The organism is Pasteuria penetrans, from assembly GCF_900538055.1.
GTDB classification, from domain to species: Bacteria; Bacillota; Bacilli; order Thermoactinomycetales; family Thermoactinomycetaceae; genus Pasteuria; species Pasteuria penetrans.
This window is the reverse complement of record NZ_UZAC03000001.1, coordinates 1,930,381-1,945,102: the sequence shown is the minus strand read 5'-3', so window position 1 is coordinate 1,945,102 and position 14,722 is coordinate 1,930,381. Positions and strand designations below refer to the sequence as shown.

Annotated in this window: 13 protein-coding genes; 2 read left to right on the top strand and 11 right to left on the bottom strand. The window is 47.9% G+C overall.

The window, feature by feature from the left end; all coding sequences use genetic code 11:
- Positions 1-187: 187 nt before the first annotated feature.
- The 8 genes from PPRES148_RS07860 to PPRES148_RS07830 all read right to left on the bottom strand — a co-directional run bounded on the left by PPRES148_RS07860 (position 188) and on the right by PPRES148_RS07830 (position 8,238).
- Positions 188-754, bottom strand: a complete 567-nt coding sequence (locus PPRES148_RS07860; protein ID WP_149453973.1) for a hypothetical protein — start codon at positions 752-754, stop codon at positions 188-190.
- 73 nt (positions 755-827) lie between these two features.
- Positions 828-989 (bottom strand): hypothetical protein, encoded by a 162-nt coding sequence (locus PPRES148_RS11805; RefSeq protein WP_187820849.1) that lies wholly within the window; start codon positions 987-989, stop codon positions 828-830.
- A 718-nt stretch (positions 990-1,707) separates the two neighbouring features.
- On the bottom strand, positions 1,708-2,967 hold the full coding sequence (rpsA, locus tag PPRES148_RS07855; protein WP_149454287.1) for a 30S ribosomal protein S1: 1,260 nt from the start codon (positions 2,965-2,967) through the stop codon (positions 1,708-1,710).
- 79 nt (positions 2,968-3,046) lie between these two features.
- Complete coding sequence (locus PPRES148_RS07850; RefSeq protein WP_342779851.1) at positions 3,047-3,634, bottom strand: lysophospholipid acyltransferase family protein; 588 nt, start codon at positions 3,632-3,634, stop codon at positions 3,047-3,049.
- Positions 3,631-4,299, bottom strand: a complete 669-nt coding sequence (cmk, locus tag PPRES148_RS07845) for a (d)CMP kinase (RefSeq protein ID WP_149453971.1) — start codon at positions 4,297-4,299, stop codon at positions 3,631-3,633. The genes PPRES148_RS07850 and cmk overlap by 4 nt, the downstream gene beginning before the upstream one ends.
- Before the next feature lie 1,498 nt (positions 4,300-5,797).
- The gene (locus PPRES148_RS07840; RefSeq protein WP_149453970.1) at positions 5,798-7,075 is read right to left on the bottom strand and encodes a Glu/Leu/Phe/Val family dehydrogenase; all 1,278 of its coding nucleotides are present in this window, start codon (positions 7,073-7,075) and stop codon (positions 5,798-5,800) included.
- A 160-nt stretch (positions 7,076-7,235) separates the two neighbouring features.
- Positions 7,236-7,829, bottom strand: coding sequence for a genetic competence negative regulator (locus tag PPRES148_RS07835; protein ID WP_149453969.1), 594 nt, complete (start codon positions 7,827-7,829; stop codon positions 7,236-7,238).
- 154 nt (positions 7,830-7,983) lie between these two features.
- Positions 7,984-8,238 (bottom strand): hypothetical protein, encoded by a 255-nt coding sequence (locus PPRES148_RS07830; RefSeq protein ID WP_149453968.1) that lies wholly within the window; start codon positions 8,236-8,238, stop codon positions 7,984-7,986.
- A gap of 34 nt (positions 8,239-8,272) precedes the next feature.
- Between PPRES148_RS07830 and PPRES148_RS07825 the strand changes: the two genes are divergently transcribed.
- Positions 8,273-8,701 carry a hypothetical protein gene (locus PPRES148_RS07825; RefSeq protein WP_149453967.1) on the top strand — a complete coding sequence of 143 codons (429 nt, stop codon included), beginning with the start codon at positions 8,273-8,275 and terminating at the stop codon, positions 8,699-8,701.
- Between the two features lie 748 nt (positions 8,702-9,449).
- Here the strand turns inward: PPRES148_RS07825 and PPRES148_RS07820 are convergent.
- The 3 genes from PPRES148_RS07820 to PPRES148_RS07810 form a co-directional block, all read right to left on the bottom strand.
- The gene (locus tag PPRES148_RS07820) at positions 9,450-10,325 is read right to left on the bottom strand and encodes a 2-oxoacid:ferredoxin oxidoreductase subunit beta (protein ID WP_149453966.1); all 876 of its coding nucleotides are present in this window, start codon (positions 10,323-10,325) and stop codon (positions 9,450-9,452) included.
- Complete coding sequence (locus PPRES148_RS07815; protein ID WP_149454286.1) at positions 10,312-12,129, bottom strand: 2-oxoacid:acceptor oxidoreductase subunit alpha; 1,818 nt, start codon at positions 12,127-12,129, stop codon at positions 10,312-10,314. Before PPRES148_RS07815 ends, PPRES148_RS07820 begins: the two co-directional genes overlap by 14 nt.
- A gap of 596 nt (positions 12,130-12,725) precedes the next feature.
- The gene (locus tag PPRES148_RS07810) at positions 12,726-13,298 is read right to left on the bottom strand and encodes a hypothetical protein (protein ID WP_149453965.1); all 573 of its coding nucleotides are present in this window, start codon (positions 13,296-13,298) and stop codon (positions 12,726-12,728) included.
- Positions 13,299-13,481: 183 nt separating this feature from the next.
- Here PPRES148_RS07810 and PPRES148_RS07805 point away from each other — a divergent pair, with 183 nt between their 5' ends.
- Positions 13,482-14,324 (top strand): hypothetical protein, encoded by an 843-nt coding sequence (locus PPRES148_RS07805; RefSeq protein WP_149453964.1) that lies wholly within the window; start codon positions 13,482-13,484, stop codon positions 14,322-14,324.
- Positions 14,325-14,722 lie beyond the last annotated feature (398 nt).

Below are 14,722 nucleotides of genomic sequence, written 5' to 3'. Positions count from 1 at the left end.
ATATAAGAGCCTTTTGTTGAACAGTTGTGGATCAACATTTTCCTCCACACATTCACAATAAAAAAACCGAAAAGGGTCCTGGGCCTGAAAATCTAATTGACCCAGATGATCCACACCAGAGTCTCCTTTAATTATATACTAGCATTTCCATCCTACATTCCTTAAGAACAGGCACAACTGTCCTTTTTCACGATTTTTTATCATACATACACACAGCAGCCTCCGCACCAATGAGTATGAGGGAATCCCCTGGGAAGAGCTTAGCAGCCATCTTAAGTGTTGCTTTTTTGGCGGCTTTTTTAGTAACCCTCTCGGTATGATAGTAAAGCGCCGAACTACCAGCGCCGCCAGTGCCCCCAGGAACAAGCGCTTCCAGTAAACAATCCCCCACATCTTCCCAGCTCACGCCTCTCTTAGCTCGGCTTGAGCATGTACCCGCTCCACCCTCGAAGGAAGGAGACATAACATAAAGGACGTCCATACCATTTTCGTTATGCTTTACGAAAGCTATTGGAGAAGAAAGTGGCCCGTCAATTGTGGAAACCAAGGCACCTACTTTTTGCCCACTTTCCTTGTCCACAATCGCATGCCCTATAACATAGGCAGACAGAGGGGAATCCTTCAAAGCATTCCTTATTTCTTCGGGAGTGTCCGTTGTTGGAACCAGTTTGGACAATCGGGCACTTTGAATATCCACTTTCATACCTTTTTCGTTCAATTTTTCTGATAATTTTTCCTTGAGTGGTTGTTTCATGTGTTTCCTTATAGGTTCGGACACATCACGGGGAAGTTCTTATTCCGTTACCTCAATCATCCTTACTCCTGATTCAGGGTCTATCCATCCATTCAGAGGATAGTATGTCATGCATTGCGTTTTCTGATAAGGTAAGTTGCTCCCCACCGAGGGATGCTTGAACTGAGTTGGCTGTTGAAATCAAGGGGGTAGTACTAAACAAGGAAACGACAGACACAATCGCAAGCTTTTTCATGGGATACTTTTTCAAAAAAACATCTCCAATCTATATGTTCAGTTATTTTCGATCATTCGAACAGATTCCCTCATCAACATCGCATTGACACCCACACAATATGGGGACCGTGCAATTTTTTGTGGGGAATGCCCTATCTATGAATCTAGTCTCATCTTTTGGTAAAGCAATTGAGTAACATAATAACATTTTTTTATGACACTGTTCCTGTTTTTGTATCCCCGTGGTATTTATCTTATTTCATATGAATTTTTATAAAATTTTTACTAGGTTCTTGCGCGGAAGACGAACATTGTGTTGTAGTAAGATCCATTCTGTTTATGGTACGTACAAAAACAACAAAAAATCCGGGCTCTTGGCCAAACTTCGGACCTCAGAATATCCTTGAGCGTTTTTTTCCTAATTCTGGATTGTAAGGATGAATTAGGTGGGTGCCCCAGGTTTCCCGAATTCTCGCGGGAACACCAGGAACCTTTATAAATATAAGGCAAATCCCCCGGGGATACAAAAACAGGAACAGTGTCATAAAAAAATGTTATTATGTTACTCAATTGCTTTACCAGGAGGTGAGACTAGATTCATAGATGGGGCATTCCCCACAAGAAATTACACGGGCAGATACTCCTCTCATAAAATTATATTCTCTGAAAATAAAAAGGCACAAAAAAAACAGCCCCACAACCCCAGATGGGGCCGCCCAGCTGCTTATAAGATCCGCTTACTTTAACCTGCGCAATTCAGGATACATGTCCCCGAGTGTCACATTGAGATTGGAGCGATTTCCGCTGTCCTGTTCATCAGGGAATTCATCACGATCCCCCGTACCACGTTTACCATGACCTCTGTCATGGTCATCACGAATAGTGCAAGAGGATGGTTCACCCCCGTCCTCGCAATAGGACAACGATGATCCCAAATCATTAGGTACACCCCGCATTGTGAGACTGATGCGACGATCCGCTACGTTAACACTCAGGATCTTAACATTAACATTCTGACCCTCAGTAAGCACAGCGGATGGGGATACCACGTGGGAATCGGACATTTCTGAGATATGCACAAGCCCTTCCACACCCGGACACACCTCCACAAAAGCACCAAAGGAAACAAGACGCTTGACACTACCCGAAACGACATCGCCCTCACGAAGCTTTCTCGAGGCTTCGTCCCAGGGACCCTCCTGTGTCTCCTTAATGCTAAGACTGATCCGCTCCCTCTCTGGATCAATTTTCAGGACTTTACATTTCACCTGATCGCCGACCTTGAGCACAGCAGACGGGTGCTCAACCCTAGACCAACAAATCTCGGAGATATGACAAAGCCCATCCACACAGTCCTCCAGGCAAATGAATGCACCGAAATCAACCAGACGCTGCACCGTACCTTCCACCACATCGCCTGCCTTGAGGGTCTCAAATACCTCCTTGCGTTTACGGGTAGCCTCTTCCTCCTGAACTGCTTTTGCGGACAAAATAAGCTTATTATTCTGTGGATCGATCTCAATGATCTTAAGGGTTAGCTCACGTCCCTTATAATCGGAAAAATCCTCCACAAAATGACGTTCTACTAGGGACGCAGGAATAAAGCCACGCACACCCAGATCGACCACCAAGCCGCCCTTTACAACCTCCGCAACCCTCACCTTGATGAATTCACCATTCTCATACTGAGCCATCAAACGATCCCAGGCCTCTTCCGCATCCAACATCCGCTTGGAGAGAATCAACTTTCCCTCTTCCTTGTCCCAACGCAGAACCTTGGCCTTGATCTCACTGCCCTCCGATAACACATCGCCCACTTCATCTACATGTAGACTCGACAATTCTGAAATAGGCAGAATGGCACCCACTTCGCATCCTTCCACATCAATCAACGCCTGATTCTTTTCAATTCTGGAAACCGTCCCCGTGACGATTTCCCCCTCCTCGATAGAAAAGGAGCATATATCTGACATACCTTCCTTCATTTCGTCCACCATACGATCCATCCTCCTCACCATATTAACATACCATTATACATGAAACCACAAGCCCATACCTTTTCCATTACAAATACTTTTACGATCCCAGGGAGCGCATACACCCCAACAATTCCTCCATCAACCGATGCTCTGCTTGCCGTTGCGAAATCCCCTCTACAGGAACAATGGGCCTGCCAAAGGAAACACGCAACGGACACCACAACCGGTAAGAACCCTGAATCTTGACGGGTACCACAGGAACCCGGGCACGCACGGCGAGAAATGCAATCCCCCGCCGCCAAGCGGAACCACCTGACTCGCTATCCCCCCCCCCCCGGCGTGTACCACCAGGAAAAAGGAGCACCACTTTGCTCTGCTGTAGAAGATGCAGGGAAAAACGAATCGCAGCCTTGTCGACTGCACCCCTCCGTATAGGGAAGGCTCCCCAGTGCCGCATCATAAACCGCAAGGGCTGCCTGCGAAACAATTCCGCCTTAGCCATGAAAAAAACTTTCCGGGGCAGAACGGCACCCAACAAAAAGGGGTCAAAATTGCTCTTATGATTAGAACATACCAAAACAGGACCCTCTCGCGGCATATGATGAACATCTACAATTTTAAACCCAAAAAATATCTTAAAGAGAAAAAAACTCAACCATTTGGAAAAAAGATAAAACAAAATCATCGAGACAACCAACGAACCGAGGAACAAAGTTCCACTATTTCATCCACCAGCGTCTCCACCGTCCGATCCGTCGTATCGAGTACCACAGCATCAGCGGCCGGGAAAAGCGGAGCAACCTCGCGCAAGGTATCCCGCTCATCGCGATTACGAATATCCTCCTGCAATTCCTCCTGCGAGGGAACAGAAACGCCCTGTTTTACCAACTCACGCCGGCGCCTACAGGCACGCTCCTCGAGCGAGGCGGTAAGAAAAACTTTCACCTGTGCGTTGGGAAGAACTACGGTACCAACGTCCCGCCCATCCATAACCAAACTCCGCTGCGCAGCCAAGGACTGCTGTACACCCACAAGGGCTTTCCTTACCATCGGGATACAAGCGATACGCGATGTCACATCCGATACCTCGAGTGTACGGATCGAAGGGTCGAGGGGAGCACCATTGAAAAGGAGAGTGGAACCCTCAAGAGAAAAATGAAAACCCCGCAATGCCTGCTTCACGGAACACTCTAAGGGGGCACCGGACTGCTTCAAACAAGCCCAAGCCACCGCCCGATACATCGCACCTGTATCAAGATATCCAATCGACAAACGCCGCGCTATCATTCTCGCAATCGTACTCTTCCCGGCCGCCGCCGGCCCATCCACCGCCACCCAAAAATATTTCACACCTTCCTCACCACCCACTCCGGACCTACATTATATGCCCACTTTACACCCCATGACCCCCAAAAATAGATCGAGCAGGTAGAAGATATCTCCCGCTCGATCTGGGTTCATCGTATTCGACTGGACCCCATCCACCATACCCTGCCCACCACGGTAAACACCTACCGGCCTCTGTAGGGGAAGGAAAAACACGCGGAAAATATGTACTCCTGCATCCCACTGCAACCCACACGCTTAGTCCATTTCCTCTCAACCGATTCTCCAATACCTAAAACCCTACCAGCACCATGGTACCATAATGATTCAACCGTTACAATGAAAAAAAACCTCCCCCGTACGCGAACCCAATCCGACACCCCTTCCGGGGAATCAGAAATTCTTGGAATGTTTGGATGCAGATCAAAAACAACGACACGCCCTATTCACAACTCACGGTACTTCTTTATATTCACCTGACCCCATTGCTACCACAATCCAAATGGAGAAAAAATAAAAATTCTTTGGGAATTGAATAGGTTGGAGCCAACAGAACAACCAACACATTGAACAAAAAAGGAACGGAAATAACCCCATCAAGGGAACAAATTCAACGGAATACACGATACCGGAGCAAAAACAAAATTACCCCCCGATTCATACATCCTCTTAACTAAATTATTTTATTTTCAAAAAACGTTTAAAAGTAAAAAATAACACGTCATTTTGTTAGGGCCAGGGTTCAGGGGAAATTCCCTTTATTCCTGACATAAAACAACGACCATACCCCCCACATACACAATACCCCTTCCGTTGAATCAGGAGGATCACAACCCAAAGTGGGCTTATTGGAGGTGAATCATCCCATATTTCCCTATAAATACACCCCGTCCCACAACCCCCCCCCATAGGTATTTCTATCCTTCCCCCAAGCCTCCTTTTTCCTCATAACCCAAGCAACAGGAAAAAAGCAAATTCATCGAAGCCTTGCCCTACCCTAAAACAGAAAAAATCACACACAAATGATGTTTTTCAGTATTTTTTACCATGAAAAGGGGAATTCAAATCCACATTTCCTATTCAGAATAAACAATATTTCCTATGTATACTAAAATTATAAACTAAGAACAATGATCCAAAACCCCCATCCGGGATACTGACCCATTACCGCCAAGAAGTCCACAACCGTCTACATTGATGAGGTCCACAATCGAAATATCCCGGGGGCATTGTGAACCCAACCAATTTCACCCCACACTAACTATAGTCCAACGGGGAGGGGACACCACCACGTAGCTCCAAAATCCTGACCATCGGGGAACCGGGGAGCAGGTTCCTACATGCGAAATGGGAAAAATTTCCAATCCACGAAGCACTCGTCCACCCCCCAGAAATAATGCCCATAAAGGAGACGAGGTTCTCAGACATATAAGAATACCGTAATAAAGGAAGTGGACTCCATTTCAGGTACCCCACCTACCGCTATGATATCTTTAGGGGGTTATCCAAGGAAGCATCCATCTCACACCCAGCCGCGGAAACGGGCCGCCTCGGCCATCTTACGAACGCCAACCATATAAGCAGCTAAACGCATATCTATATCCCTGGCTTTCGCCGTATCATAAACATTCGAAAAGCTCTTGACCATGATGGACTCCAATTTCTTTTCTATCACATCCTCTGTCCAGTAGTACCCTTGGTTATTCTGTACCCATTCGAAATAGGACACCGTTACCCCGCCAGCACTGGCTAAAACATCCGGAACCAATAAAACCCCACGGGATGTTAAAATCCTTGTAGCCTCCAACGTTGTAGGACCATTTGCTGCCTCTACCACAATTTTGGCCTGAATATTCCCCGCATTCTGGGCCGTAATCTGGTTTCCAATGGCGGCAGGAACGAGAATATCGCAAGGGAACTCCAATAATTCCCTGTTCGTCATTGTATTAGGAAACAACCGAGTAACCGTACCAAATGAATCCCTGCGATCTAACAGGTTATCGATATCCAGACCCTTCGAATCATACAATGCCCCATGGACATCCGAAATCCCAACAACCTTAGCACCCGCATCGTGCATGAACTTGGCCAAGAAGCTCCCCGCATTACCAAACCCCTGTACGGCAACCCGAGCCCCTTCCAAGGACAATCCACACTGCTTAACTGCCTCGCGGATCATGATAGTAACACCCCGCGCGGTCGCCGTCTCACGCCCGCGTGACCCGCCCAACACCAGGGGCTTTCCCGTGATGAAGCCCGGGGAATCAAACTCCCTTATCCGGCTATACTCATCCATCATCCAAGCCATGATCTGCGAATTGGTGAAAACGTCCGGGGCAGGTATATCCTTCGTCGGTCCTACCAACTGACTAATGGCACGCACATAACCACGCGAAAGACCCTCTAACTCGCGGAACGACATATGCCGCGGATCACAAATGATCCCCCCCTTACCGCCGCCGTAGGGGAGATCAACAATACCCGCCTTGAGACTCATCCAAATGGAGAGAGCCTTCACCTCCGCCTCTGTGACGTCAGGATGAAAACGCACCCCACCCTTGGTAGGACCTACGGCATCATTATGCTGCGCCCGAAAACCTGTAAAAACACTAATAGATCCATCATCCATACGAATGGGTATTCGAACCGTCAATACGCGCAACGGCTCCTTAAGAAGTTCATAGACCTGGGAGGGATACCCCAACTTATCCAGAGCCCGTTTGACTTCTGTTTGCGTAGAGGACAAAATGTCAAGCTCCTCCCACTCCGCTAAACCATCCCCAACTTCCCATTGTTCCATGCCCACCACCCCAAATGTCTCCTATGCAATCTGAAATTTTTAGACCCCCGCCCAGAAAAAAACAATGGTAAGGACCTATTGGGACATGGAAAAAACCAACCCCTGCGGGGATCATCACCGGGGGGCCACTCCCATCCTCCATCCTTACCACTCCCTTGCATCATCCAAAATGATGAACAATCTCAGAAATAGAGTCCTTGGACCAAACGGTCTTTCCATATTCGGAAAGAAAAGCCTTGGCTAATGTGGAGGCTTCCCCAAATTCCGAGAGAACCGCCACCACCGCATCGAGACGATCAGAAATAAGCTCACGGTTGAAAACAAGATAATAATTCCCATTGTACGCATACACTTGACCGCCCTGTTCGACATGAGGATGCAAACGAACCGCAGCCTGAACGAGGTACTCGAAGTCGGAAAAGCGAAACAAAACGTCCTCCGCCTCCTCCATCGTAACCTCTAACTCATACATATCCTCCGACCGATCGAAATCCTCATTTTCCGGAACAGTGGGACGCCCACGCGTTACCACAACCACCATGCCCTGTGTAGGTAAAGCGAATACTTCCACCGCAATCGGCCCCGCTACCTCAAAACCTAGCTCTTGGTAAGCGTGCTCCATCATGTCGTTGAAAAGCTCGTGTACCTTTGGGATATCCCGCCACATGTCCTCTCTTTCAATCCCACGATCCACCAAATCGTCCAAGGTCAAAAAGAAACGTATCTTATCACCCCCTAGACGTTCGACACGCATGGTTCACCCTCCCTCGTTGGAGACCTTCCATTCCACAGTGTATGACCCATAAACCCATCTCGTTACCTTGTCCCGTTCTTCCGTACCAACAGAAATTTAAGTACTGTGCAGGCACCCTATTTCGGACACCGACGACCCAATCGTACCATTCTTGTCACAACCAATCCGTAATAACACAGGGACGGGGAAAGCGTACAACCATAATACACGAACGAACTACAAAATGCATCCTGCAAACAAAAGGCTGCGTACTTGTGGTAACCTGATCATTGGGCCGTGGGTTACAGGGAAAACAGGACCAAGGAGCCCACAGATCGGAAATTTCCACACACCCACATGAAACGGAGGCATCCCACACGGTGTGTTCATAATCCGCAGGATCATGGCAAATGAGAGAAAAACCATCCACCCCTCTAGAACCATTCTTAGGGAGGAAACGCACCGTGAAAATTCAATTCGATACCCCTCATCAATACCTCTTCGTACACGAGGAACTTCATCACCTACTCGTATTGTGGCGCAAAGAACAAAAACGTTCCCTTTACCTGATAAGGGAAGAAAACGAAACCCTTCATCTCACCTATCCTGGACAAACTTATACCGACGCCGTACTCCAGCTACTGGAACCCATCTTCTTCCAGAGACTAGAAACCCCTCATCATAAAATCATCCCTGCCATTCTTGGGGCTACCTTTCCCCACGAAAACCACCTACACGTCATGTACTACCATCGTGAAAAGCCACGTACACACGCTTATTTCTTTCGACTAGAAGAAGAAAAGCTAGTTGAAATCCCCGACGCAATCTATGAAAAGGTGATAGATTCGTTCCGTAAAACTTGCCGAGAATATATACAAACCACAGAAGATTAGTCGTAATAAGTAGAAAACACACGAATATTGTGAAGCACCTGTACAAACTTACCTTATCATTTATACTATTTACAATCAATAGACTTATCCATGCTGCCCTACGAAATAAGGCACAAAACTACCCAATCATAACCCACTTTGCCATCACCACAAAGCAATACCATGAACCCGGACCATCTCCACCAGCCCACCCGTTCACTCCAGCAACGAACACCGCCTACCACCAGCCCTATTAGAGCCTTATGTACGATATTCCCAAAAGGTTCCAATAAAACAAACGACGTCAAATGAAATCACGGGAACCGGCCCCAAAAACCACAAGGGGCGAAAAATGGGCGAACGGATCTTAGTTTTCCCCCTGTCTCCACCAATAATCCCAGTTTAGACGAACTCCACCCAACTTTTTCCGTCCACGGCTGCTACGAACCCCCCGAACTTGCACCATGGGGCCCCCTGTAGGATGGTGGAACAAGGGATTCATAACGAGCACACAAAAAATACCCCGGACGGAAAAATATAAAATCAAAAGGAGACCCCAGGAAAAACCCATCTATAACGAGGGAACCACGCCACAATCCTCCACATGGTTCGAAATAAAGTCATCATCCTAGAACCCCACAAAAAAGTAGCAAGGTCCCTCATATCCCCCTCTAATCATCTATCCCAATTGGGGGGATCCCACCCACATTCATCAAAATCCCCACATCACCCATTACCATCGGTCCATAGAGGAACAAAAACTACTCATTCAAGAAAAATCATTTACTAGACCCGTAAATTCATCCTGCGATAGTTTTAGATCGTCCGCTGATTGGACTGCCAGGGGTTGTTTCCGGAAACCGGCCACGAGGTCCTCATAAGGCAACCGTTCCTTATCCTGATAAATGATCCCCGTTAGCCAACCTTGATTCTCAATCAAGCGCCGCAGCGCCAGCATCCGATCCGATGGATCATAGGACTCATCCCCATCCAGGGAGACTAAGGTCTTCTTGAACCACTGATACGTATTGATTTTATTGTACGTAACACAGGGGCTAAAGATATTAATGAAGGAAAAACCCTTGTGTTGCAAACCCGCTTCCAAAACGCGAATCACCTGCTTCAAGTCACTGGAAACAGCTTGGGCCACGAAGGTAGCCCCTACGGTCAGGGCCGTTTCCATAGGACTCAATGCAACTTCAACGGCACCATGCGGTGTGGACTTGGTTTTGAAACCCTCTCCACTACGGGGCGACGTTTGCCCCTTGGTCAAACCGTACACCTGATTGTCCATGACAATATACGTAAGATCGATATTTCTGCGGATCGCATGCACTGTATGCCCCATGCCAATAGCAAAGGCATCACCATCCCCCCCTGCTACCACCACCTTCAGGTCACGATTGGCTAACTTGATCCCTTGTGCTAGGGGAAGGGCACGGCCATGGGTACCATGAACACCAAATCCATGCAGGTATCCAGAAATACGCCCCGAGCAACCGATACCGCCAACAACGACCACCTCAGAAGGGTCATACTGTAGATTGGCAAAGGCCTTCTGCATGGCATTCAAAACAGAAAAATCCCCACAAGCCGGACACCAATTGGGCTTCAACTTACTACCAAAGTCTTTAAAGGTTACCATAGTCCAAAATCCCCTTTACACGTCGGTGCAACTCGACGGGGAGAAAAGGATTGCCGTCATATTGCGTAACCGAGATCATTTTGTTGGCAAATCCATCTACATGCGAACGTATATGTCGCAAAAGTTGCCCAGTGGCATTGTTTTCCACAACCATAATGCGCGCACATTTTTGGACCGCCGCCTCTACCAGGTTCGCGGGGAAAGGATGCAACAGCCGAACATGAAGACGATGCACCTTCCAACCATCCTCACGCAATCGTTCCGCAACCTCCTGGATGACACCATATGTGGAACTAAAACCGCACAACAACAGGTCCGCTTCCTCATGGGTCTCCTCCACCCGTATGGGATGAGGGAAGGAAGGAACACCCTTTGCCAGCTTCCTCATCCTTTTCTCCATCATGGTTTGACGATTCTTTGCTTGCTCTGAGGGACGCCCCCTGGGATCGTGCTCCACACCCGTCACATGGTGCAGACCACCCGGATTACCGGGCAAAGGACGCTGCGAAATACCGTCCTCCGTCAACGCATAACGCGGAAAAAGCTCCCCTGGTTCCAGTGGGGCCATAGCCTCGTTACAGGAAATCATCTTTCCACGATCGATGGCGACACAATCGTAATCGAGAGGCTCCACGGTCTGCTTCCCAAGGGAGAGAGCGAGATCGGACATGACAATAACAGGGCACTGGTATTGGTCCGCAAGATTGAAGGCCTCCACAATATCGTAAAAACATTCCTCCACGGTGCTCGGTGCCATTACAATCTTGGGAATTTCACCGTGGGTACTATAAAGCATGGAAAGCAAATCGCTCTGTTCCTGCTTTGTCGGCAAGCCCGTACTAGGACCCCCTCGTTGCGTATTGACAATCACAACGGGTGTTTCTGTCATGCCTGCCAAACCAATCGACTCTGTCATCAGGGAAAGGCCCGGGCCCGCTGAAGCAGTAAAAGCACGTACACCTGCATAGTTGGCACCTATGGCCATCATCACCGCAGAAATTTCATCCTCCGTCTGAACCACGGTCCCGCCAAAATCTGGTAATTTTCGGATGAGATACTCCATGATTTCAGATGAGGGCGTAATAGGATAAGCAGCCATAATCCGGACCCCAGCAGCCAGGGCACCCAAGGCAAGCGCCTCGTTACCAATCATATAGAGACGTCGTTTCCCATCCGACTCTGCTAAACGGAGATCGGGCAACGGACGATTTTCTTCTATGAACTCCTTCCCTCGCTGGATAGCCTGCATGTTACGATCAACGATATCGCTACCCTTACGACCAAAACGATCGTGCAACACACTGGAAAAAGCATCCAATGGTATCCCCATCAGGGCAGCACTTGCACCTACGGCTACCATGTTTTTCATCTGGGCCAAACCCACCGAAGTAGCGATTTCCGTCATCGGCACAGATATCAGCTGCGCCTTGATCCCCTCGGGAGCCTTGTTATCAAATTTACTATCCGCTAAAATCACACCGGTATCCTTCAACTCGTGTGCGTTGAAATCGATGGTCTCCTGATCGAAAGCAACTAATATATCAGCATGATCTGAAAGGGCGTGTACAGGCCGGACACCAATACGAAGCTTCGTATTCGAATGCCCACCCTTGATACGGGATGAAAAATGCCGATAAGCGTAGAGAAAATAACCACGCCGACTAAGCGCCGTAGAGAGAATCTCGCCAGCACTATCGATTCCTTCCCCCTGCTGCCCCCCCACTTTCCACGAAAGCTGATTGATTACCACGCGTTCATCTCCTTTGGCGCCGCGAGGCACTCGCAAGCAGCCGAGAATATTCATAAAAAATAAACCCCGTGCCGGCATTTCCGCACCCCATCCATCGGGAGGCGCTGGGGCCAATAACCACTCTTTCTGACGTTTTTCACAACAACGGCCCACCTCAATCGGGGGACGACCCCAAGGGGAATCCCCGGCCATAACCCCACAAAAAACCGGGATTACCCAACACTATGGCCACCATTCTAGTCCTCTTATTTAGCAAAAGCAAGTTTCTTCCCCCCATCAGGAAAAACACCCCAGAAAGCAACGAACGAGACAACGCGGACTCCGTCGATTTCTGGGTTCCATTGCGGATATTATACTACTTTATCATAATAAGACATCTGTAATAGATGAATATATATTTAAAATAAACAGGAAAAAATATTATAAAAATCCCAACATTTTTTGTACCGCCCCTTGACAAAATCCCGGTTCCCGTGGCAAAATCCGCTCTATGGTAGAAATCCCCCAAATCCCCTGGCAAAAAAGATGCCTACTCTCACAAAACATCCAAAACAGGCTGATGCATTCCCCTTACCCTTTGTGGTAAGCTGCTTCCTGCCCATCACCTGCAAAGGACAACCCTCCTTTCATGGCAACCACGAGTAAGCAAACTAACAAGAACATGGAAACAGGAGGATCCCAAAACCGCCGTGACCCATTGTTTCCCCACTCGCAAGCTTACACACCTCACGTCCCGTGGGCACTAAGGAAGAAAAAATACCGGATAGATGTACGGTTCCCCCGCATCCGTCATTCTTACCAAAGGTGGGGATTAGGAATATCCAAATCAAAAAGGTAATAGCCCTAGGGCCCGGTCCAGTCATAGGGGGTGGTCCCCCCGCGGCCACAAAATTACCAAATAATTGCAAAAATACCCATACCCATTCGAAAAAGCAAATCGAGCAAATCCGACAATCCCTGAAGAGATCGTGGAACACGACCACCCCTACTATTTCGGTCCTGCAGGGGACACCCGTAGGAGCATCCATAAAACAAATTCTAGCCTCCGAACCCCCTTCGCGATCATCATTCTCAACCCTATTCCGCGTGTAAGACCCCCTCGCGGGGAAACTTCCCCAAATCAGACAACGCACCTGCAGAGTAGAATCGGACCCCACCAACCCGACCTGTGGAGGATTCCTCAGCTGGAAGCAGGTTCTCATACCCCGACGCACTGTGTCCATTTTGATCAGATTCCCCCCCTAAAACGGGGGATCCTAGTAAAATTTAGAAAAAAACTCCTGAAGAATCCCCCTCGGGACGGGAGGAAGGATTGGAATATTTATGTATACAGAAGAGCTGAAAATCGTTACCCCTTATCGAGATCTTAAACATAAATCACAGCATCCGCCAAGGGGGAGCAGCCTATGATCCAGAAAATAGCACCAAATTTAGCAAAACAACCCTGGTTGACCATACCCGGTTTGAGTAGGAGGGAAAAGGAAAGGCTAACCACCCTGCAAACATGGAGCCGCCCCCTTCTGCCCATACGACCACTATCCCCCCTCCGGCGTGGACGCACAAGGATCCTCGATTTCCCTCTACTGTTGCGATTGGGACTCACAACGATCCTATGGGATCTAGCCACAATGAAACAGTTGATTGATTTTTTGCAAGGATGTCCATGGGTTTGTGAGATTCTTGGCATTCAGGGGGAACTCCCCTACGCCACACTCTACTTACGGGTACGGGAATACCAACAAAATTTACAGGTCATCTACCCACGAAAAAATGACAACAATCGGCCTATCCTCGTTTTTACCGCCCCCCCTACTTGGGTAAAGAAGATCTTGCCCCGCACACACATCCGCCAGTTCCTTCTCAGTAACCATACCATAAATGCTGCATTCCAACCACAGGAACATACAAAGACCACCGTGCTACGATCTTATCATTACAAATACCAGTTACACCTCCTAACCACCCTTGATGGAGGTGTAACCCTTGGATTCACCCTTTCCCTCACAACCAACAATAAGGACAACGCACCAATAAGTCGAAAGCTTGTTGCACTGGCCGCACAAACCAACTGTAGACGCCTATGGGGGGACGGTAAATTAGCAAAACTTACCCCCACAGCGCAAGAATTTGGCCTTACCATCGCACCCCTCCCCCCCATCCAACGGAGGATTCTACAGACACTACCTATTTCCAGTACATTCGCCCGCGCCTGCGACACGATGTGCATCCATGGAAATCATCGTCCCTAATAATCCGCAAAAATATACAAAAATAATCAATACATAAATTATAAAAAATACACAATAAAAAATAATCAGATACGTCGAAGTAGATACCATAGTAAATCATAGAGGGGGAAACAAACGATCGGAGAAGTCGTAATCCCCCATGGTATATAGATTGTATATCCTCCCCTATCCACACTAAACCCAACATTCGGAAACGACCATTAGGGGAACATCTGGATCATAATTCCTATTTTGAACAAGGGATTCCGTTATCTTTACCTTCGATTCTCATATATTATTCAATGATTTTAGAACCAAGACGAAATGAACCTCATGATGATTAGGAACGATCCCTCCTGAAAATAAAATAATAAAATTATACTTATTATTTATTACGATCACTCTAGACTATGGTAGAG

Bases quoted from the DNA above. Each gene is read 5' to 3' on its own strand.
- PPRES148_RS07860 (WP_149453973.1), bottom strand. From the start codon at position 754: ATGAAACAACCACTCAAGGAAAAATTATCAGAAAAATTGAACGAAAAA.
- PPRES148_RS11805 (WP_187820849.1), bottom strand. From the start codon at position 989: ATGAAAAAGCTTGCGATTGTGTCTGTCGTTTCCTTGTTTAGTACTACC.
- rpsA (WP_149454287.1), bottom strand. From the start codon at position 2,967: ATGGTGGACGAAATGAAGGAAGGTATGTCAGATATATGCTCCTTTTCT.
- PPRES148_RS07850 (WP_342779851.1), bottom strand. From the start codon at position 3,634: ATGATTTTGTTTTATCTTTTTTCCAAATGGTTGAGTTTTTTTCTCTTT.
- PPRES148_RS07840 (WP_149453970.1), bottom strand. From the start codon at position 7,075: ATGGAACAATGGGAAGTTGGGGATGGTTTAGCGGAGTGGGAGGAGCTT.
- PPRES148_RS07835 (WP_149453969.1), bottom strand. From the start codon at position 7,829: ATGCGTGTCGAACGTCTAGGGGGTGATAAGATACGTTTCTTTTTGACC.
- PPRES148_RS07820 (WP_149453966.1), bottom strand. From the start codon at position 10,325: ATGGTAACCTTTAAAGACTTTGGTAGTAAGTTGAAGCCCAATTGGTGT.
- PPRES148_RS07815 (WP_149454286.1), bottom strand. From the start codon at position 12,129: ATGAATATTCTCGGCTGCTTGCGAGTGCCTCGCGGCGCCAAAGGAGAT.
- PPRES148_RS07810 (WP_149453965.1), bottom strand. From the start codon at position 13,298: ATGGACACAGTGCGTCGGGGTATGAGAACCTGCTTCCAGCTGAGGAAT.
- PPRES148_RS07805 (WP_149453964.1), top strand. From the start codon at position 13,482: ATGATCCAGAAAATAGCACCAAATTTAGCAAAACAACCCTGGTTGACC.